The organism is Sphingobacterium sp. BIGb0165, from assembly GCF_024810095.1.
Lineage (GTDB): Bacteria > Bacteroidota > Bacteroidia > Sphingobacteriales > Sphingobacteriaceae > Sphingobacterium > Sphingobacterium detergens.
The window spans coordinates 359396-381832 of sequence record NZ_JANUEB010000008.1; the positions used below are offsets into that span (position 1 = coordinate 359396).

Here is a 22437-nt window from a genome sequence, read left to right on the forward strand (position 1 = left end):
TTTAGTAGTTTGGTCTCAAACAAACAATTATACGCCAAAGTAGAGCTTCCCATACGATTTAGCAAGAGCTATTAAACTGTGGTGTAAGGTAGTGAAAGGCGCTGACTATAAAAGCGGAATGAGTTTAATTTCGATCTATATAACTGATTTAACAAAACTGAAAAACATAAAAAGAAGGAGGTAAATATATCGGGTATTGTGCTACAATCACCTAGCTGCATGACGATAAAAAGTAACGTATTCTTGGACCTATTTTGACAAATTAAACAGCTGAAATTAATAACCACTTGTCAAAAACCAAGTTTTACTATGAAACCAATTTTTAACACTTCTGCGTATGGACGTCAGTATCTGTACCAGAAAAAAAGATTCTCCTTGGGGGTCGTATTATTTTTGCTTGCCAACGGTGTGCAAGCATCTGCTTTACGTACTGGAATTCCTGAGATTCCTGCACCTAATGGAGCACTTATTGAAGAAACAAACCTAACAAAACTACAACGTGAACTTTCTGGTCGTATTGTCGATCAACAGGGACAGCCCGTCTCTGGTGTAACTGTCAAAGTCAAAGGAAGTTCTGTTACCACTTCCACGGATAAAGATGGACGATTCCGTATTACAGCCGGAACAAATGCCATACTGAATATCAGCGCTGTGGGCTATAAAGCTCAAGAACTTTCGGTACCGGGTAGCGGCGAACTACAAGTCCGTCTGGAGAGTTCTGTGAATGATCTGGAAGAAGTGATCGTTGTCGGTTATGGTACACAAAAGAAAACAAACCTAACTGGAGCTGTTGCTTCAATTGGAGGGGAGCGCCTTGAAAACCGTTCTGTACCTACCATTACACAAGCGTTACAGGGAACGGTAGCCAACCTAAATATTTCTACACCAAACGGTGCTCCCGGTACAAAACAGCAAATTAATGTGCGCGGGTATACTGGTATTGCAATAGATGCAAATGGCAACAAAGTCAATCGGTCGGCCGGGCCACTGGTCGTAATTGATGGAGTACAGGGCGGTGATCTGAGCAGTATTAATATGAACGATGTGGCGAGTGTATCAGTCGTCAAGGATGCTGCTGCTGCTGCAATCTATGGATCAAGTGCCCCATATGGTGTGATTATCATTACCACAAAAAAGGGTAAAGCAGGCAAGCCTGTTATTACCTATAATAACAATTTTGGTTTTGCGCAACCCATTAATCTACCTAAATTCACCAACTCACTGGACTTCGCCAACGCATTTAATGAAGTTGGAGCAAATTCCAATTATACAGCTAAGTTATTTGATGATGATGTCATCAAGCGGATTAAAGATTATCAGGCGGGGATCTTAAAAGACGAGACCATGAAGAATCCAAGTTCTGACAGCTGGCTTGGCTGGAACGCGGCGAACGCAAATAATGACTGGTTTGATATTTATTTCAAGAAGGCAAGTTTCAGTCAACAGCATAATGTTGGCGTGTCAGGGGGATCTGAAAATTCGAACTACTATGTAGGTTTGGGCTATAATCAACAGGATGGTTTGTTTAACTATGCCAAAGATCAATACAAACGTTATAATGTACGAGCCAATGTGTCTACCAATATTACCTCCTGGCTTACCTTTAATTTCAGAACTGCATTGTCCCGTGCGCAAACAGACAATCCTGCAGTCTACGGCGGAATTAGTGGTGGTAATAGCTATTCGTACGATTATTTTCACCAGATCGGCCGGACTTTCCCAACTGTACCGATGAAGAATCCAGATGGCAATTGGTCGGAGGGCAGCGGTATTGGTATATTTACGGATGGCGGGCGAGCAAAAGCAACAACGGACAATGCGATCTTAACGGGTGAGTTTTTAGTACATCTGACCCCAGGTTGGGATTTTACGGCCAACTACACGTTTGATGGTACTTATATCGATAACAGCAATCACCGCAAAACATTTTATGTTGTCAAGCCAAGTGGTGCAAAAGATCCACGCGGAGGTACTTCGCCGAATTATTTCGAGCGCAATACGTATAAAAACCAGCATTACACGGTCAATGCGTTTACATCCTATGAAAAGACATTTGGTGGACACTATTTTAAAGCCTTGGCCGGTTTTACACAGGAACTGTATGATAATCTTCGATTGCAAGGATCAAACGACAATCTTTACTCCGATGAAGTACCTTCATTGGGATTGACCTATGGTGTCAACCGTAATGCAAACGATGAAGCATCACAGTTGGCGATACGAGGGGCATTTGGACGGATCAACTACAATTATAAAGAGAAATATCTGCTTGAACTAAACGGGCGATACGATGGAACATCGCGTTTTCTAAAGGATAAACGTTTTAAATTTTATCCGGGGATATCGGCCGGATGGGTGCTCTCGAAAGAAGATTTTTGGCAACCGTTATCCAATACGATTGAACAATTTAAGATTCGCGGATCTTATGCCAGCTTAGGCGATCAGGCCTTTACGGATAATTACTACCCATTCTATCCGAATTTGGCAACGACATTGCCAACCGATACCCGCTGGATCTTTAATGGAGGTCGGGGATCAGCAGTTGGAAGCCCTGGATTGGTCAACTATGGACTCTCATGGGTAACGACAAATACACTCGGCTTTGGAGTGGATGCCGCATTCCTGAAAAATAAGTTAAATGTCAGCTTTGACTGGTACAAACGAAATGGTAAAAATTATGCCATGGAATCACAGGGGCTACCAGCGTTGTTGGGGGTGCGTCCACCTCTTGTCAATGACGGTGAAACAGAAACAAAGGGTATTGAGTTGACTGTAGGTTGGAAAGATAAAATCAATGAACTTTCCTATGGAGCAAATTTGGTCTTCAGTGATTATGTAGGAAAGGTAACCAAAATCACCAACCCGCAGGGGCTAATACAGCGCCAATGGTATTCGGGTATGACGATGGGCGAAATATGGGGTTATGAAACTGTTGGCTTGTTTAAAGACCAAGCAGAAATCGATGCGACTAATCAATCCTTTATCCACGGTGGTACTTGGAACATTGGCGACGTTCATTACAAAGATCTCAATGGCGACGGCAAGATTGACAATGGCGATAATACACTATCCAATCCTGGTGACCGTAAGATCATTGGTAATACCACTCCGCGTTACTCTTTTGGCTTGAATATGAATGCTGAGTATAAGGGATTTGACCTGACGGTATTTCTGCAGGGGGTAGGAAAACGTGATATAATGTTTGACCCTAGCTCAAACTATTTCTGGGGCTTTACAGGAAGCGAGTGGCAATCATCCTATTTTACGGCCCATACAGATCGCTGGACAGCTGACAATCCAAATGGGTACTTGCCAAGAGCTTATTTCAACAGTGACAGAAATCGAAAGGCACAAAGTGGGTACCTACAAAATGCAGCTTACCTACGCGTGAAAAACGTACAACTAGGTTATACGCTGCCTAAAGAATTGCTGGACAAGATTAAATTCAAGCGGGCACGCTTATTTTTTAACGTGGAAAATCTAGCGACAGTTACAAGCTTGATGAAGATTGTAGACCCCGAACTTGTCAATGATATTGGTAAGGTATATCCGGTGCCAAGAAATTGGGCTTTTGGTTTGAATGTTACATTTTAAAATTTAGGAAAGATGAAAACGATAAAATATTTTGGTTTAGTGCTCGCTTTGATGTCATTAAATATATCCTGTAATGATGACTTTTTGGAGCGGCAACCGCTGGATAAAATAAGCGATGCGAATTATTGGAAAACAACCAATGACCTCAAACTATATGTCAATAGTTTATATGATCGAAATGATCTGTTGGCTAGAGAAGATGGCTGGGGGTCAATTGGTCCATATGGCTGGGATGCGGATAACGGCAGTGATACTGAGGTGCGGTATATCTATAATACACGGATGAATGCGGAGAAAACAATTGCCGATGATAATGATGGCTGGGGAACCAATGATTGGGCAGCGTTGCGTAGTATTAATTACTTTTTAGATCATTATAAGACAGTAGAGGCTGTGACCTCTTTTGATGCGGTAAAACAATATGTTGGTGAGGCACTCTTTTTCCGCGCAGGATTTTATTTTACCAAACTAAAGAACTATGGCGATTTGCCTTGGGCGGAGACTACCGTGGGATTGGATTCAGAAGTTCTTAAAGCCGCTCGTACTCCGCGTAACCAGATTGTGGAAAATATCTTGGCCGATTTAGATAAAGCGGTGGATTATCTACCTAGTGGTAAAGGCGGATGGACCGGGCGTCTGACCAAAGAAACCGCGATGGCATTGCAGTCACGTATCGCTTTATACGAAGGTACCTGGGAGAAATACCACGCAGGAGACAATTTTAGGCCTGCAACAAATAAAAGTCAGCAATTTTTGGAAAAAGCAGCTGCAGTGTCTGGTCAGTTGATTGCCCTTTCAGAATCTACAGGATATCCCGCTTTGGACAATGTCGGGGTTGAGAATGGATATAGAGATCTATTTAACCAGGAGAACTATAGCACAAGTAAAGAGGTGATGTTTTGGCGTAAATATGAGGCCGGGGCGGTAAATAGTATCTGGGATCGCTACTCGGCAAATGGTGCAGGAAGGGGAGCAACTAAGAATTTGGTTGACTCCTACCTTAAAGCGGATGGGACGCCTGTTGCTGCGGGGTATGACGATAGTTCTTTACTGAAAATCGTAGAAAACCGGGACCCACGTCTGGGACAGACGATTCAGATTAATGACAAAAAACATTATAGATGGGATAAAGCAAGCCCGATTATATATTTCACAGCACCTGCTTTTGATGGTTGGGATTCGGAAGAATCTTGTCCAACTGGGTATCAGATCTATAAAGGGCATAACTTCCGTTATGCGGATGCAAGGGCAGCTGGACAAGGTTTACAAGCGTTGATTTATTTCCGTTATGGTGAGGTGCTGCTGAATTATGCAGAAGCGAAAGCTGAACTTGGAACAATAAATCAAAGCGATTTGGATAAGAGTATCAATAAATTGCGTGGGCGTGTGGGAATGCCTGGTTTGACAACTGGTGTAGCCAAAGATCCTAATTTCGAATTCTCAACGTTGACAGCGATTATACAGGCTGTACGTCGCGAACGGAAAGTGGAACTGGCCTGCGAAGGATTCCGGGTAGATGATATCTTCCGTTGGGCTGCCGCTGGGGAGCTTATTGTCGGAAAAGAACCAGTGGGGGCAAAAAAAGCATATTGGGTTGGGTTCAAATTTGCTGATTATTTACCCGAAGCTACTCCTGATCTGTCGAGACAGGCTAAATTTGATGAAAGGGTTGCCTCTTTGGAAACAGATGCAAAGGGTTATATCCGAATATTTAAGAAAACATTGAATGGCGGGACACAGGGTTTTAAATTTAAAGTAGACCGGGATTATTTAATGCCGATACCGACCAATCAATTGACTTTGAATACTAACTTGAAACAAAATCCAGGCTGGTAATCTGTCGCAGTTTTAGGTATTTTAACCTGCTGTGCCAGGGTCTAAAGCGACTAGGTATACTTTGTGAAAAGGCTCGGTGTTAGATAACACCGAGCCTTTCTGTTTTTCATGGTATGATGTAGGGGGTTATTTTTTCCATTGAAGTGCACCTTCATGTGCAAGGGCCATGGTGGGAGATACACGCGAAACAGCTTCTGCTGAACAGCTTGCGTCGATCAGCACAAACTCAGCGCTGTCATTCGCTTTGGGCCATTGCATATTGCCTTTGTCATCCAATGGCAAGCTATTGTGTGTTGCAAAGCGAAGTGTCCTTGATAAGTCAAACTCAGATCTCCAACCGTATATTTCGGCCATTAAATTGGCTTTTTCTAACATGTTTCCGGGGCCAAAAGTGCTCCAATAGTCCTGTACGTTGTCATTTCCCACCAACACTTCAACACCCTGTTTCAATAATGTTGGGATGGGCATGACTAAGTCACCGAATGGAATGGAAGAGACAATACCGACTTTGGCAGCAGCCAATTTTTCGGCAATGCGTTCTACCTCAGCTAGTGGTAACTGAGCCAACACAAAGGCATGACTCACAAAGGTGCGTCCCTGTAGCTTCGGATTCTGAAGCGCTTGTTCGGCAAGGTAATCAATCGTGTGAATACCTTCTTTTCCACCGTCATGCAAGTGGATGTCAATCCCTTTGTTATTGTCAAGGGCTAGTTTTACAGTATAATCGAGTACTTTTTCAATGTTTTTATCTATCCCATAGGGATCTACACCACCGATATAAGCGACTTGATCCATCTGTGCCACATCTTTCATCAAGGGAGCGGAGTCGGTATAAAAAAATCCATGTTGCGGAAAAGCGACCAATTCTGCCTTGAAACTCTCCCTGCGGCTGTCTAGTGCTTTTTGGAGGTTTTCCAAAGAACGAAGTCCAGAAGTGGTGTCGACGTTAAAATGTGTCCGGGCAAAGGTGGTCCCATAGCTTTGCAGCAGGTCAATAAGTTGCTCTGCCCGTGTGGTCGATGTCTGAAGTATTTCAGGGATAATTTCCTGTTCATAAGCTATCATCTCAAGCACCGTTCTCTTCTTTGGAGATTGTGCTTGCCATGGAAGTCCATAAAGTGTCTTGTCCAGATGGACATGCATATCGCTGAAAGCGGGTAGCATCAAGTATCCCTTCGCATCAAGTGCTGTAGCGAGCTTTGGATCATTTGGAAATATCTTTGTAATTTTTCCAGCATTAACTTCTATGCAGAAGAGTTCGGTTTTAGTTGCTTTTATCCCCCGTTCATCTGAAACAAAGCCAGTTTCCAAAAGGACATTTTTTAGTGTATAATTCCCCTTTAATGGGGCTGTGTATGGAGTTGACATGATGTTTAATACTGTTTTAATAGCAATTGTATGTCACAATGGAGCAATCAAAAGCTTATAGAAAGCAATTGACCGCCATTGTGGTAAAAAGATCTGTTGTGTAGTACTTTGTTTGTCAGAAGCCTAATAGACAATATTGCCCTGATAGATAAGGGATCCTACAGGCGAAATTCGTGAAATAGCCTCAGCCGAACAGCTCGCATCGATGAGTACGATGTTTGCATCATCGCCGGGTTTCGGCCATTGCTGTTTTCCTTTGTCATCCAAAGGAATCGGGCCTGCTGTGGCCAGTTTTAGCATACGTGACAAGCCATACTCTGTGACCTGACCATATACCTGTGCTGCCATATTAGCTTTTTGAAGGACACTTCCTGTTCCAAAGGTATTCCAATGATCGACAATACTGTCATTTCCCGTCATCACGGTGACGTTATTTTCCATCAGTGTAGGGATAGGCATAATTAGGCCAGCAAAAGGAATGGTAGAAACAATACCAATCTGTGCTGCACCAAGCTTTTCAGCTATTTCCTGTTGTTTGGCTTTTTCCAGTCTTCCCAATACAAAACAGTGGCTGAGGTAGGTCTTGCCTTTCAATGCGGAGTTTTCATTTACTTTTTTGATCAGATATTCGACCGTTTTTAGTCCTGATTCTCCGGACTCATGTAAATGGATATCAATCCCTTTGTTATGATCCAGCGCTAGCTGAACAGTGAAATCCATTGTTTTCTCAATAGCACCGTCTATAGTAAATGGATCTACTCCGCCGATAAAGTCAATATTGGTCTTTGCGGCCTCCTTCAAGTAAGGTACGGAATCCGTGTAATATACGCCATGTTGCGGAAAGGCAACCAGCTCTGCTCCGAAACTATTTTTTTTGTTTTCCAGCGCAAGCTGTAGATGACGTAGGGAATCTAACTTAGAGGTAGGCTCTATGTTTACATGGCTGCGCGCGAAGGCTGTACCCTTGGATTGCAGTAATTCAATTAGTTTTTCCGCTTTATAGGTTGAATTTTTCAGCAGCTCAGGAAGGATCTGTTGTTCGAGTGCAATCATTCCTTTTACACCACCTGCACCACGTCGTACAGCTTGCCATTTATCACCGTAGAATGTCTTGTCCAGATGAATGTGCATGTCTCTAAAAGAAGGAAGCATCAATCGCCCCTTTGCATCAATGGCATTCGCATCAGTACTATTGGCGCTTATTTTTTTGATTTTTCCGGCTTCGATATGTACGGAGAAAAGACCGGTTTTTGTAGCGATGACATTGCCATTGCCATCATACTCAAAACCTGTTTCCAACAGAACATTCTTTAGAGTATAACTTTTTTTGCCTTGATGTCCGTCCAGAACGTGCTGATGAGCGAGTTGGCCACCTTCTTCTGCTAATAGCATACCAGGGATCAATGTTGCTCCAGCAAGTGCCAGGGCAGAGTTCAGTATAAATTCCTTGCGTGTAAGAGCTATTGGTTTCATTTTTATTTCCTATTTACGTTACAATCTGTGTGGCGGATCAATTTTATTGATCCGCCTTTTACAAAGATATATAGGGTGAGCTTTAGTACTACTGGGCAATTTCTGCCATTTCTTGTGCGATTTATCTTTTTTCTCTAAAATCACTGGGACTTACACCAGTCTGCTGTTTAAAGAAATTAGAAAAATAAGCTTGATCTGCAAAACCCAATTCAAACGTAATTTCCTTAATGGAGGATTCCGTACTTTGGAGAAGGCGTTTTGCTTCAACACAGATTCGTTGGTGGATAAGCTGGGTAGCGGAGATTTTCAGATGTTTCTTACATAGAATATTAAGATAGTTTGGAGAAATATGCAGCTTGTCTGCATAGAAAGCGACCATTTTTTGTACTCTGAAAAACTCATCTATGAGCATGTTAAATTTGGCAAGACGAGGGACGGATTGATAGACTTTAAATTCGGTGAAGACATGCTCCGCTTCTCTACTGACAATGGCCGCGATAACACCGGCACGGGCCGTAATCAAGGGAATCAGTGAATGCTCCCGTTCCAATTCTTTTTTGACAGATTCAAATTCATAATGTAGCTGAACGAAGGCCTCCTTGGTCAGGTCGATTACCGGATGATTCTGATAATTGATAAAGGAAAAGCGAAAGAAGGGTGCAAAATGCTCGAAAAACGATCGTTCGATCATTAATTGGTAGCCAATAGTTCCAGCATATACATGCCATTTGTGCATCTGACCCGGAAAAAGTACATGCACCTGATGGTCTTTAATGGGATAATTTATGGAATCAATGGTATGAACACCAGAAGCTTTATCAAATAAATTGATAATGAAAAAATCATGCTTATGGGGCTTGTCTATTAGCCTTTCTCCATGTAATTCATTGAAAAGAAGTTCTTCACGGCCGGCGGTCTGTTCTTTGCGAAAACCGTCCAGTCCAATGACAGGTGCCCAGATGTTAGCATTTCGTTTGTCCATAGTAGATCGTATTAGACCTAAAATACGAAATGCGCTTTGTTTTTTTTCTAATACATAAAAATAAACAGGCTATTCGATCTGCGCTGTGCTGCTGCTGGGAACTAACAGTAGTCATTTTCCTAATTCTTTCCTAAATTCGGAATACATTTGTAGCGATGAGAGCAATATACTGGAGTTAAGCAGTATGGGAATTCGGTAATAAAAAAACAATAGTCCAATGAAAGTACTTGTAATTGAAGACGAAACGGAATTGAGAGAAACACTAAAAGACTCTCTCATCAAAGAGGATTATATGGTAGAGACTGCTAGCGATTTTAGATCTGCGCTGGATAAAGTTTCGGTCTATGACTATGATTGTATTTTATTGGATATCATGCTTCCGGGTGGGAGTGGGCTTCAGGTATTGGATCTGCTGAAAAAGGAGGGTAAGTCGGATAATGTTATTATTATCTCCGCAAAAGATTCGTTGGATGACAAGCTAAAAGGACTGGAACTCGGAGCGGATGACTATCTGACGAAACCCTTTCATATTGCCGAATTAAATGCGCGGATTAAGGCCGTGTTGCGCAGAAAACGACGGGATGGCAAAAACACATTGGAGATGGGCAATCTTGTGCTTGATCTGAACGAGCGCAGTCTTTCGATTAACGGCGAATCTGTCCCTCTGAATAGAAAGGAATTTGATATCCTCAATTACTTTTTACTAAATAAAAACCGTCTTGTGAGCAAGAATGCATTGGCAGAGCATGTTTGGGGAGATAATACGGATCAGGCAGATAACCTCGATTTTATCTATTCACAGATAAAGAACCTGCGAAAGAAGTTTTTGACGAAAAAAGCCGAAGTTGATTTTGAAGCGGTCTACGGAATAGGATATAAACTTGTTGAAAAATGAAATTAGCCAATCAAACGCTCAAATATCTCTCTATTTCGGTACTGGTCGTCATTGCAGTATGGTCTACCATCTTTTATTTATTTATGCTGGAAGTGATCCATGATAATATAGATGAGGAATTGGAGAATCAAAAACGCTTAATTATTCAGGAACTGGCTTCTGAGGCAATTGTATCTCCGGATCTGGAATTTGGAATTAACAATTATAAGGTACGTGAAATTTCTGAGCAACAGGCGGTCAAAATGCAGAATGTATATAAAGATACTATGCTCTATATGCAGGACGATGATGATCCAGAACCTGAATTGGAGCCCGTACGTATGTTGACGACAGCTTTTGAGCACAAGGGACACTACTACGAATTATCAATTATCAATTCGATGATCGAGGAAAGCGATTTAATCAAAAACCTGTTTTATTCCGTCCTGATTTTATTTGTCCTATTGGTCGTCAGCATTGTCTCAATCAATAAAGTCGTTATACAACGATTATGGAGCCCGCTATATCGGTTTTTAGATCAATTGACTAAATTCCGGCTGGGAAAATCTGGCGATAAGCCTGCTATGGATACCAATATCCAGGAGTTTAAAGATTTACAGCTTGCTGTAACGACCTTAATACATCATAATGAGGAAACGTATGAACAGCAGAAACAGTTTATTGGCAATGCATCACATGAGTTGCAGACGCCTCTGGCCATTATGATCAATAAGTTGGAAATGATGGCCGAAACTGGTGGGCTACAACCTGAACAGTCGAATACTATCGCCGAAGTATTGAATACTGCTGAAAGATTGGTTCGATTGAATAAATCATTATTGCTGCTCAGTAAGATCGAGAACAAACAATTCCTGCATAATGAGGATCTTTCAATCAATCAGCTTGTCACACATATTACGGATGAACTAGAAGATATTGCTGCTTTTAAAAATATTAGGATTAATGTCGGACAACAAGATGAACTGAATGTGCGATTAGATAGCGCTCTGGCCAATATCATTGTATCAAATTTGATCCGTAATGCATTGTTTCACAATATGAATGGAGGTGAGGTAAATATAGCGATTACTGAAAATACGCTTGTAGTTGCGAATACGAGCCGACAGACTGCTTTGGATAATGAACATGTGTTTTCAAGGTTCTATAAATCGGATGCCTCGTCCAAAGGTACCGGACTGGGACTGGCGATCGTTCAGGCAATATGTAATTTATACGGTTTTTCTATTTCCTATCATTATGACAAGAGTCAACATATATTTAAGCTAGATTTTCGCCCAGCATAAATAACATTCCCAAATCTTTACAGAATCATGGTTTTACTTTGTAATACATTAAAAATAGTAAAGTCATGAACGGTAAAATGATATTAAGTGCATGTATTCTTGCACTCTCAACAATTGGAGCTTCTGCTCAGGATATTCTCCAAAGCCAGGTACCCGCTGTGGTGGTGAATAGTTTTCAACAAAAATTTCCAAAAGCCAAAGGGGTAGACTGGGAACTGAAAGCAGGACTATATGAAGCCGAGTTCGAAACAGGTTTGTTTGGTACAGATCATGAAGTATGGATTCAAAGTAATGGTAAGATTGTGCGTCACAAAGAGGAACTTGCCAAAAATGATTTACCAAAAGCTGTTATTGCAAAGGTGAAAAAGGATTTTCCGGGCTATCGCATAGAAGATGTAAAAAAGATCACTGAAGAACAAAAGATTACGTACGCATTCGAAGTAAAAAGCCGGACAGACGAATGGAAACTTGTCGTCGATACACAGGGGAATATATTGGGTAAAATAAGAGATTAATCTGAATAACGAGTTTGGTTAAGTAAAAAACACCTGGTTAGCATTCCTAACCAGGTGTTTTTTATTTAAACTAACCTTCTCTCTAAATTAATCTTCACCCTCTTCGGCATGTAATTCGAAAGTTAGACGGAGAATGTCATCCCCGGGATACTTGGCAACATAATCAGTACGATTCCAATCTGCGCGAGTAACAGTAGCTTTGGTCGCGGAATCCTTGAATTTACGTAGAACGAAGGCAACCTCTTTTTCACCAGCATTGTCTTTCCCAGCAGTAAAATAAGTCGTAATACCGGTGGTCTCAATGGCACCTGTTACTGCCGAACCATCACCATAAGTCGTTTCTTTTGGTTGGAAAATAGCGCCTGTTAAGCTATTGCCAGAATTTAAAATAAAGGCACCGCCGGTCAAAAAGGCTTTGTATAAATTGGCTGTTGCTTTATCTTTAATATATTGTCCCTGAATTTCCTGACCAGTGGCATCAAATTGTTTGAAGTCAATTTTATAAATTCCGTCTGGTTTAAGATGAGCGTGTCCAGCTAGTGCTTTGCCGGTATTGTCAAAGATGATAGAAGAGGGTTCTACATTATCTTTATCGGCAAGATCATGAAAATGGTTGCCATGTACTGTACCTTTAACTTCTGTAAAAGTAAGCTTATAGCTTGCTTTCACATCTGATGCTTGAATGGTCAAAGGAGATTCTACAGTTGCCGCATTTCCGGCCTTATCTGTCACTGTAAAGTGAAAATGATATTGGCCCGCCGGAACTTCAGATGGTATGTCGATGTGCTCATGGAAAGTCACATTTTTTCTGCCAACATATTTCTCATCGGTATAAATTTTGGCAAATTTGAAGGATCCACCCTCCTGATGGATTTCGATCTCAATTTTTTCGATAAGTGCTTCAGCCACAATCTCACCTTCAAGATGGAGGTCTGTTCCGGCCTTGACCGTTTTATTATTGTCAGATCCGATTTCTAAGGTCCCGATCTCAGGTTTTGTTGTGGCAGGAATATCGGTATTGTCTTTCTTACAAGAAGACAGGAAGCCAAAGAAAAGCGCTGTAAACAGTAATAAAAAGTTGATGTTTCTAGTTTTCATGTTCATTGGGTTTAAATTTTATGATAGAAAATAATTGAAGTATTTTGTGCGTTAGGGCGCTGTTATTCAGTGATACGTACGCTGATTCCACGTTGGATGCTCCAGCCGGATTGATCCGTCACTTGGATCATAAAGTGATAGTTTCCGGGATCGACATCTGCAGGGACATCAATCTGAAATTGGGCATCATACTGTTGCGGTTGTCCAGGTATATTGACAGATTTGACCAGAACAAAAGGCTTGACGGGTTTCTTGATCGGTTCTAAAGTACATTCTTCGACTTCGGTACTGTGAGAATGATGGTCAAAATTATGATGAACGTCAATGCTGTAGCTGCCCAAAGCGACATTGTCGGAAAGTTTTGCGCGGAACGTAAAACTGGATCCACGTTTGATTTGGCTGCATTGTTTCGGAAAGGCGGTCGCTGCACTGATATCAATTGTTGGTTTTTCGGTATCAATACTTTCCTTATCCTTCTTACAAGCGATGGTAGAGGCCGCCATGAAGGCTATGAGTCCATATTTTTTGAGTGTTTGCATATGTATATTTATTTTTATCATGATGAGTTAGCACTTGTTGTATTATTATATCAATGAGTTTGTTAGCTTCGGTTTTGCTTTCCGAAAGGGATCCCGACAGATAAGATGATATTTCGTCCCTGTTCAGGGAGTGAGATCAGTCGGTAGAAACTAGTGTGATCCATATATCTTGTGTCAAAAATGTTCTGAACTTGTAAGCGCAATTGAAGAGCTGATTTGCCCAGAACCAGCTGTGTTCCCGCTCTGAAATTGAGGATTTGATAACCTTTTGTTTTTTCTTCTGGTGGGACAATATGCTTTTGGCTAGCGGTCCATTTGGAATCCAAAGAGAGATAAGACTCCTTAAAATAGGTGCTACTTTTGGGCGACCAACTGAGATCCAACACAAGTGAAGGGGCCGGAGAGAAGGGTAATGTATAACCTTTCTTGCTGCCCGAAAGTTGTTCGGATCGAACATATTCGCCCAATAATTCTACTTTCCAATGGGTTAAAGGACGATATTCCACTTTTAGTTCAGCACCATAACGCCGTACTTTGCTTTGGGAATATTCAAATATTTGGTTGCCGGCACCATAATACTGGTCATAACCCGATGTAGGGTTGAGATAGATGTAATTGGAAAAATAGTTGAAAAAAGGGGTGAAAGCGATGTACGTATTTCCATTGCGCCGAGCTACAGATAAGTCCATCTGGTAGGATTGCTCGGGAGAAAGAGACGCATCCCCCTTTTCATAACTGAAATAATGATAGTTCACACCATTGGCGGCCAGTTCCTGTGCAATAGGTACCCGAAAACTTTTACCAACGTTCAATTTTGCTTCCCATAAACCCATTTGCCGGGTAGCACCAAGAGACCAAACGAGGCTATTGAAACTACGACGAAGTTCATTCGCCCTAATGATATTGGCAGATTGATTGTTTTCCAGTTTGGATTCAAACCAGTCCTGATAAGACGAACTGTGGATATTGCTGTAATCATAACGTAACGCACCATAGAGTATGGTTTGTTCGTTTATGGGATACTGATCGTGGATAAATAGACCTAGTGCTTTTTGTCTATAAGCAGGAATAAGGAAGCTCCATCCATCTATATTGTTAAGTTGATACTCAGCATTGCCACCTATAGTGAGTCGATGTGTAGCCAAGATAAATTCATCTTTTACCGTCATATGATAGATCTCTTTATCATACAGTCGTTCGAGATTCATTGGAATGGTCATGTCCTGCGGGTAAACTGGGGGCATATATCCATGTGCGGTGTAGTTGTTGAATTCTTGGCGATAATTTCTTTGGTAACCAAGATCCACCCAGATCTTATGTGCCTCATTTGCGATGTAATTTCGGCTAATGAGTTTAAAATGATTAACATGCTGACTTGGATAAAGGATGTCCCGATTAGAACGGTCATACAGTACTGTATCTACACCACGTGGCTCTAAGCCATGCGCATTGGCGAAAAATCCGATTTTAGTATGGTAGTTGCTCAGATAAAAGATAGACGAAAACCGATCGGAGACATAGCCGCCTCGAAGTTGAAAACTGGTCTCTTGTCCTGCGGTGTTGCGAACCTGTCTATCTTTTAACCGGACAGCATAGTTGTAAACATATACCGTGTCGGTCGGTACACGATAGTCGGCGTAGCCTAAATGTGTTGCCCCGCCACCAAAAACCCAGTTGCCATTCCTGCCCTGTAGTTGTAGCGAACCTCCATAGGTGGCATTATTGGATCTGGTCAATAGATTGACATGACCTTTCAATCCATTCTCTTGGAGTTCTGTTGGAGAGGAAAGGCGGATGACGCCACCAATAGCATCCGATCCATACATAAACGAACTGGCTCCTTTAATAATTTCAGCAGTGCCAATGCTGTATTGATCAATTTCCAGCCCATGATCCAGCCCCCATTGTTGTCCTTCATGCTTAATTCCATTTTCGACAGTGGCCACCCGATTAAAGCCGAGACCTCGAATTTGTGGTTTGGATTGACTTGCACCAATACCTATGGCATTGACACCTGGAAGTCGGCTTAAAGTTTGCATCAAACTGCCAGCCTGATATTTCTGTAATGAGTCACTGGTTAGGACATCGATGGACATTGCCCCTTCTGCTGATTTTTTGTAACGTCCCCCTTCAATGTATACCTCCTTTAGCCCAATTGTCTTTGTTGCTTTTTCTTGTGCATAAGCGGGGTATAAGATACTATAGGTAAATAAAAGCGAGAAAATCGTACGTCTGTTCATCAATTGAGCCGGGCTTGTTATAAGTTCTATATTGCAATTAAGTTGCAACAAATATAGGTAAAAAGAATTCAAAAGCAACAGTGTTGCGTAATAAGGTTACGATAATAAATTCCTGAATTCGGCAATAATAAAATTATTTGCGCTCAATTTTCTTTGAATAAGCTAGTTAGATTTCGGTGAAAGAACGGGTGAAATGTAGCGATTGGATAAGGTCTAGTCATTTACAGTTAAGATGAGGCATTCAAAAATACGTTGGACAGCTCTTTATCTTTAAAAATCAACATATTGACTGGTTGTAAAAGCTCGCACTAAGTTTCTCTTTTATAGTGGAATAATCCTGATAAGACAAAACGTGCGATCACTGCAAGAAATGGATTTACTTAAGAAAGGTTAAAGCTCGAAGATTTATAGCTGAATCATGTATTTTTATGTAGCTTTACATGTATAAATAGTGGTTTATGAGACTGGTATCAAATTTTTGGGTTGTTTTTTTCTTGCTTTTTTTAAGTAGTTCAACTGTAATTCATGCACAGGTAACTCAGATAAATGCCGATTATCTCGTATTGATGAATGCGGACACGCTGTACGGAAAGATCTCTTCGGTCAAGGATCGTAAACTAAAATTTGAGAACTTACAAAAAGAAAAGCTGACTTTTACCCCAGATCAGGTGTTTCGTGCTTATTGGCAATCCAAAAAGAAGGTATATGCACCATCCTATGTAGAAAATGGGCTGGATCCAGTGCCAGGGACTTCTCTGCAGACCTATCAGGTCCGAAAGGCGCAAGACCTGGAACCGACTTTTGCAGAAGTTCTTGTCGATGGTGAAATTATGGCCTACTTTGTTTCCGAATTACATTTTGGAGGCAGTGGCGGAATGATGATTGGTAGCGGTGGAGCTGCGCCAATGATTGGTGTCGGATTTACGAAGTCAAAATATGCTTATGCGCTCAAGAAAGCAACTGGTGAGGTTATTGAAATAAACAGCAATTCGAGTGGGTTATTTAGTGGGAACAAAAAGAAACGTACACTGACATTGGCGCGTCTGATAAATGATGAACCCGAATTATTTGCCGAATTTGAAAAAGAACAGAAATATAATTATGATGTATTTATCAAATATATTATGAGATACAATGAGTTACAGCGCGCGAAAGAGTCTCCGTTGGATTCATCCAGGTTGTTTATTTATTAACGTTTATCTAGTTACATTTCTATAGAAAAGAAATATGGGGCTTATTATTTTTATTGTACTGACCATTATCGCAGCTTATGGTTTTTGGCTTTTATTTGAAAAGGCGGGGCGTCGTGGTTGGGAGGGTATTGTTCCGGTTTATAGTCAATGGATTCAGGGGCAGATCACCAATAGACCGGTTTGGTATATTGTGTTGTTGATCGTTCCCATTGTGAATGTCTTTGTCTTTTATAATTTATACCTGGATTTTATCCATTGTTTTGGCAAGAGAAGATTTTGGGAAAACTGCGCTGCGGTATTGTTACCTTTTATCGTATTACCACTTTGGGGGCGAGATAAAAATGTCCAATTTCTCAATGGAATTTATGCCAAAAAGCTCAAAACGGCAAACAGCGAAGGAAAGGTAATGACAAAGGAAATCCAACTGGGGTTGCTGCACGAATCCTACAATGAATTCAAAGTCAAGTATCCCTATAAGAAATCCATGGTCCGTGAATGGGCGGATGCGATCGTTTTTGCAACTGTTGCAGCAACATTGATCCGAGGTTTCTTACTGGAAGCCTTTATGATCCCTTCGGGGTCTATGCAGCAGTCGCTTTTGATCGGTGACTATTTATTTGTGAGTAAATTGAATTATGGACCACGTATTCCCAATACACCTATTGCATTTCCTTTTGCACATCATACAATGCCCGTTATTGGTGGAAAGGCTTTCTCTGAATTGATTGAGCTTCCATACAAACGGCTTCCAGGTTTCCAGCAGATCAAGCGGAATGATGTTATCGTATTTAATGCACCAGCAGGGGATACTGTCGCGATAGAGAATCAAGACCAACCTTATTATGATTTGGTGCGCTCAATGGGTTATGAAGCCGTACACCAGCAATTTACCATTAAAACACGTCCCGTGGATAAAAGAGAGCATTTGATCAAACGCTGTGTTGGAATGCCCGGGGACAAGATCAGTATGAAAGAGGCTGTATTATACGTAAATGACCAACCTGGTTTTATCGCACCAGAAAGTCAGATGGATTATATCGTGATGACCGATGAAACAGGTTTGGATGAACAACGAATGAAAGACATGGGCATCGAGATAAGGTTGCTTCAGCCCGGAGCTTATATTGTTTTTCTAACCCAAGAGCAGGCTCAAATGGTGAAATCATGGTCCAATGTCAAATCGATGCAGATGAATCTTGGGAAACCGGGGGAAGCTCAGATCAACACGTTTCCAAATGATCCGCAGTACAGATGGAATTATGATAATTTTGGACCTTTTGTGATTCCGAAAAAGGGTATGAAAGTTATTTTGAATGCGCAGACCTTACCTCTTTACCAACGCGCCATTCAGGTCTATGAGCATAACCGATTAGAGAAAAAAGCTGATGGCCTATACTTGAATGGTAGCAAGACGGACTCATACACATTTAAAATGGATTACTATTGGATGATGGGAGACAACAGGCATAATTCGTTGGACGCAAGGGATTGGGGCTTTGTGCCCGAGGATCATATTGTGGGTAAAGCCTTATTTACCTGGATGAGCTGGAATACAAATGGAAAAGGGCTTTCTAAAATACGTTGGAACCGCATTTTTAAAGGTATTCATTAGATTGACAAAAATGAAATAGAAAGGGGAAGACCGCAAGACCATCCCCTTTCTATTTGTATTGCTTTTTCTATTTGTTTATTTTTTCAAGCAGCGAACTTGAGCTGCTGCATTTTGATTGAGTGATGCAATTTGTGTGAAGCCAGTAGTACCTTGTGTTCCTGTCAAAAGTAAGTGGTCTAATCATGCTGTGTTTTTAGGAACAATCTTGGTAATTATGGTATGATTCTTACCAAGATATGACTCGCTCTTTAAATTTCGTTGAATTGCGATTTTTCCGTATTTAATTGATCTGAAATAAGGTGTATTTCTAGAGATTTCTATTTTAATTTAAAAATTACGAGCTAGTTGAGAGTGTTTTTATTATCCTAATAGTTAAGTATAGTGTTTATTTTTATTTGTTTCTTTCTTTTTTTGCGGAGATAGCTTTTTGTGGTAATTGTTCTTAGTGATATGGGTTATTTTTAGCTGTATCTCATTAAATGGCACTTTTGTACTGTATTTTCCTCAATCGATTGCGTGAATGTTACGCAATCGATTGAGGAGTTTTATATGATAAAATATATCGTAAAGGTTATTTTATAGGCATGTAATTTTTGTGTGACTAGAGTTTTTGATCTACCTTCACTAGCACTAACACTAAATTAATATGAAGAGAATCTTACCTATGATTTTTCTCGTGTTGTTGTCTTATTTCCATGTTTTCGGTCAAACAATCCCATTGGAGGGGATCGTTCGAGATGGCAAAGGGCAACCGCTGGCGGGCATGACCGTCACCGAACGAGGTACAACAAATCAAGCGTCGACGAACCAGCAAGGTTCGTTCACCTTATCCGTAAAAAGCCTTCCAGTTACATTGGTTTATTCTGGTGTCGGCTTTAAAAAACAAGAAGTCCGTGTTACAACACAACAAGCTCCACCGGTGGTCCTTTCGAGTGACGATTCGTCATTGGATGAAGTTGTTGTTGTCGGGTATCAAAAACAATCGGTCAAAAAGACAACCAGTGCTGTCCAAGTGATTTCAGGAAAGACCATTGAAGATCTGCCTGCACCAAGTTTCGAAAGTCTGTTACAAGGACGCGTAGCAGGGGTCAACATTCAAAACTTTACAGGTGAGCCCGGAGCAAGGAATACTTTCACCGTTCGTGGAAATACGACGATATCCCCAGATCTAAATTCTGAAGTCGACCTGGCAAATACCATGAGTTCACCATTGTATATTATTGATGGTATGCCACTATCGGTCTCTGACTTAGGTGGTTCTTCTGCAACCGGTACAAACTATATCGCTGGTATAAATATCAATGATATAGAAAGCATTGTTGTCCAAAAAGATGCTGCAGCAACAGCTGTATGGGGTTCTCGTGGAGCGAATGGTGTAATTGTAATTAAGACGAAACGAGGCCGGGCGGGAATTCCATCTATACGGGCATCTTATTACCGGGGAATTACAGAGCGCCCTCAATTGCAAAGAACATTGGGAGGTGCTGCGGAAAGACGGACAAAGATGGATATCCTAAGCCAATATGCTTCTTGGAGTCAAATGGGTGGATTTACACAACCTTTGACCGATAGTTTAAACAGTAGTTATAATAATGCTACCGATTGGCAAGATCTATTTTATACCACAGGCAATATCGATAATGCCGATGCGAGTATTTCTGGTGGAAGTGAGTCGGTTAACTATAGATTGTCTGCTGGATATTATAACGAAGATGGTGTTGTCCGTAATACAGGTTTTAAACGCTATTCCATTAGGGGCAATTTTGGGTTTACGCTTTCACCAATTATAAAATCGGATTTTATGGTGTCAGCAGCGAGAATTAATCGCAAACGCGGCCTCGGTAGAGGTATTGATCAAGTTGTTCCTGTTAACCAGGGAGAGATGCCCTCTTCTTTTGTAGGTCTTGGCCAAGCGGATTATGATTTCTATCTGGGTCAATATGATAAATTGAAAGATGATAATCAGACCGATAATATCAATATATTCTCAAAAACCTATGTGGACATTGTTGATGGCTTGCAATACTCATTGGAGGGGTCTGTACAAGCAAATCTCGATAGTAGAAACCAATTTCAACCTAGAGAACTTAATCAGGGAATCAATTATGCTGCATCGACTGGCAGAAATGCATATACCTATAATATCGCGAACGTTCTGAATTATATCAAGACATTTAACGATAAACATACAATTAATTTAACAGCATTACAGTCCTTTCAATATGATAAACAGCTATCTCACAAAACGGAAGGGTTTAATCTGCCTACGGACGATATTCATGTCATCCAAGGTGTCGCGACTAAGGACTTAATCGCGAGTACCAATAAAGTTGAGTCTGGACTGCTGTCTTATATGGGACAGTTTTCTTATGATTATAAATCACGTTATATTTTCAATGCATCTTGGCGTGCAGACGCATCTTCAAGATTTGGTGTCAATACAAAGTGGGGGTCTTTTCCTGCATTGTCTGGAGCTTGGGTTATTTCCGATGAGAGTTTTATGGAAAAATTTGACTGGGTTAACCTGTTTAAATTAAGAGGAAGCTGGGGAAGGTCAGGTGTGCTACCAGAGGATTTTTATGCACCATATAATGTTTGGGCATTGTCATCCGATACTTATAATGGTACAACATTCGCTGTGCCATCATTTGCCAAGCCATTGACTTTAAAGAATTTGACCTGGAATAAATCAGAGCAAACAAATATTGGATTCGACTTGGGTCTTTTCAATGATCGTCTAACTGTAACGTTCGACGCCTATAGAAAGGTGCTTAAGGATCCAATTATGGGATTTTCATTCCCATATTACACCGGTTACACAAAGTTATCGTTTAATGTTCCAATGTCAGTTTATAATGAAGGTATTGACCTGACTATTATGACTAAAAATCTATCTAAGACAAGTGCATTGCAATGGAATACAAATCTAAACATGACTTTTAATAAAAATAGAATTGGTTCATTGCCCTTTGGCGACCGTAGTTTCTATGCAGACTCTAGGGGATATAATCAACAGTTATTGTACACTGTAGGTAGCCCGATATATCGCTGGGCTCAAATGTTGTATCAAGGCGTATATTCACATCAAGATCAGATCCCTGTAAATCCGGTAACAGGAAAGCCGCTCACTGTTTTTAAAGGAAATTACCCTGTTAAACCGGGCTACCCGATTTGGACAGATGTAAATCAAGATTGGGATACGTGGAGCGATGAGGATAAAGGGGCTGCAGACGGCGACTTAATGTTGACAGGTAATCCTAATCCACGTATTACAGGCGGTCTGTATAATGAGTTTATATACAAAGGTTTTTCGATCAGTATGTTAAATACCTTTACGATTGGTCGTGATATTATTAATAACTTAAAAAGTAACCAGTTCAATGCTATTGGTGGAAATGTAACTAAATTCACAAATAATAGGTTGCCTGATTTAGAAGGTCTGGATTACTGGACTCCAGAAAAGGCCAAAGATCCTAATTATCAAGCGAACTTTCCATCGATATCTCCCTACGGAAGTTATTTCTATCAATACCTTCCATTTAGTACCATGTTTAATGAAAATGGAACCTATTTCAAAATCAAAACAATCTCTGTTGGATATCTTCTACCGAAACATATCGTAGAAAGATTAAAAATAGGTGCACGAAATATTAGATTCTATGGTATGCTGGATAATCTTCACACGTTTCAGAAAGCTTCCGTACCCGATGCTGAATTGGTAACGCCTCAGGGTGAGTACAGCGGTGGGGCGTATCCTTTGCCTAGAAAATATACAATTGGTTTAGAAGTTAACTTTTAAAAGCGATCAA

At 40.9% G+C, this 22437-nt stretch carries 14 protein-coding genes; 8 read left to right on the forward strand and 6 right to left on the reverse strand.

The genetic code is table 11. The features are described from left to right. Positions 1–309 precede the first annotated feature (309 nt). The gene (locus M2408_RS19910; RefSeq protein WP_259186113.1) at positions 310–3594 is read left to right on the forward strand and encodes a TonB-dependent receptor; all 3285 of its coding nucleotides are present in this window, start codon (positions 310–312) and stop codon (positions 3592–3594) included. Positions 3595–3606: 12 nt separating this feature from the next. Beyond that, positions 3607–5430 (forward strand): RagB/SusD family nutrient uptake outer membrane protein, encoded by a 1824-nt coding sequence (locus M2408_RS19915; RefSeq protein WP_259186115.1) that lies wholly within the window; start codon positions 3607–3609, stop codon positions 5428–5430. Between the two features lie 126 nt (positions 5431–5556). Here the strand turns inward: M2408_RS19915 and M2408_RS19920 are convergent, their stop codons facing one another. From M2408_RS19920 to M2408_RS19930, 3 genes are all read right to left on the reverse strand, one after another. Then, positions 5557–6798 carry an amidohydrolase gene (locus M2408_RS19920; protein WP_259186116.1) on the reverse strand — a complete coding sequence of 414 codons (1242 nt, stop codon included), beginning with the start codon at positions 6796–6798 and terminating at the stop codon, positions 5557–5559. 123 nt (positions 6799–6921) lie between these two features. Further along, entirely contained in the window at positions 6922–8271 is a 1350-nt protein-coding gene (locus tag M2408_RS19925) for an amidohydrolase (protein WP_259186117.1), read from the reverse strand. 121 nt (positions 8272–8392) lie between these two features. Beyond that, a complete protein-coding gene (locus M2408_RS19930; protein WP_259186118.1) occupies positions 8393–9253 on the reverse strand; it encodes an AraC family transcriptional regulator in 861 nt (286 codons plus the stop codon). A gap of 217 nt (positions 9254–9470) precedes the next feature. On the opposite strand from M2408_RS19930, the gene M2408_RS19935 reads away from it, so the two are divergent. The 3 genes from M2408_RS19935 to M2408_RS19945 all read left to right on the forward strand — a co-directional run bounded on the left by M2408_RS19935 (position 9471) and on the right by M2408_RS19945 (position 11946). Continuing rightward, on the forward strand, positions 9471–10148 hold the full coding sequence (locus M2408_RS19935) for a response regulator transcription factor (protein WP_259186119.1): 678 nt from the start codon (positions 9471–9473) through the stop codon (positions 10146–10148). After that, positions 10145–11431 (forward strand): HAMP domain-containing sensor histidine kinase, encoded by a 1287-nt coding sequence (locus M2408_RS19940; protein ID WP_259186124.1) that lies wholly within the window; start codon positions 10145–10147, stop codon positions 11429–11431. Before M2408_RS19935 ends, M2408_RS19940 begins: the two co-directional genes overlap by 4 nt. 65 nt (positions 11432–11496) lie before the next feature. Further along, a complete protein-coding gene (locus M2408_RS19945; protein ID WP_259186126.1) occupies positions 11497–11946 on the forward strand; it encodes a PepSY-like domain-containing protein in 450 nt (149 codons plus the stop codon). Positions 11947–12033: 87 nt separating this feature from the next. Here M2408_RS19945 and M2408_RS19950 read toward each other — a convergent pair whose 3' ends face one another. From M2408_RS19950 to M2408_RS19960, 3 genes are all read right to left on the reverse strand, one after another. Further along, a complete protein-coding gene (locus M2408_RS19950) occupies positions 12034–13044 on the reverse strand; it encodes a DUF4625 domain-containing protein (protein ID WP_259186127.1) in 1011 nt (336 codons plus the stop codon). A gap of 62 nt (positions 13045–13106) precedes the next feature. Next, positions 13107–13583 carry a DUF4625 domain-containing protein gene (locus M2408_RS19955; RefSeq protein ID WP_259186128.1) on the reverse strand — a complete coding sequence of 159 codons (477 nt, stop codon included), beginning with the start codon at positions 13581–13583 and terminating at the stop codon, positions 13107–13109. A gap of 62 nt (positions 13584–13645) precedes the next feature. Continuing rightward, positions 13646–15823, reverse strand: coding sequence for a TonB-dependent receptor (locus M2408_RS19960; RefSeq protein ID WP_259186129.1), 2178 nt, complete (start codon positions 15821–15823; stop codon positions 13646–13648). A gap of 458 nt (positions 15824–16281) precedes the next feature. Between M2408_RS19960 and M2408_RS19965 the strand changes: the two genes are divergently transcribed. The 3 genes from M2408_RS19965 (at position 16282) to M2408_RS19975 (ending at position 22427) form a co-directional block, all read left to right on the forward strand. Beyond that, complete coding sequence (locus M2408_RS19965) at positions 16282–17016, forward strand: hypothetical protein (RefSeq protein WP_259186130.1); 735 nt, start codon at positions 16282–16284, stop codon at positions 17014–17016. A gap of 34 nt (positions 17017–17050) precedes the next feature. Further along, positions 17051–18628: a signal peptidase I gene (lepB, locus tag M2408_RS19970; RefSeq protein ID WP_259186140.1), complete on the forward strand. Its 1578-nt coding sequence runs from the start codon at positions 17051–17053 to the stop codon at positions 18626–18628. Positions 18629–19274: 646 nt separating this feature from the next. Beyond that, complete coding sequence (locus M2408_RS19975) at positions 19275–22427, forward strand: SusC/RagA family TonB-linked outer membrane protein (protein ID WP_259186142.1); 3153 nt, start codon at positions 19275–19277, stop codon at positions 22425–22427. The last annotated feature ends 10 nt before the right edge of the window (positions 22428–22437 follow it).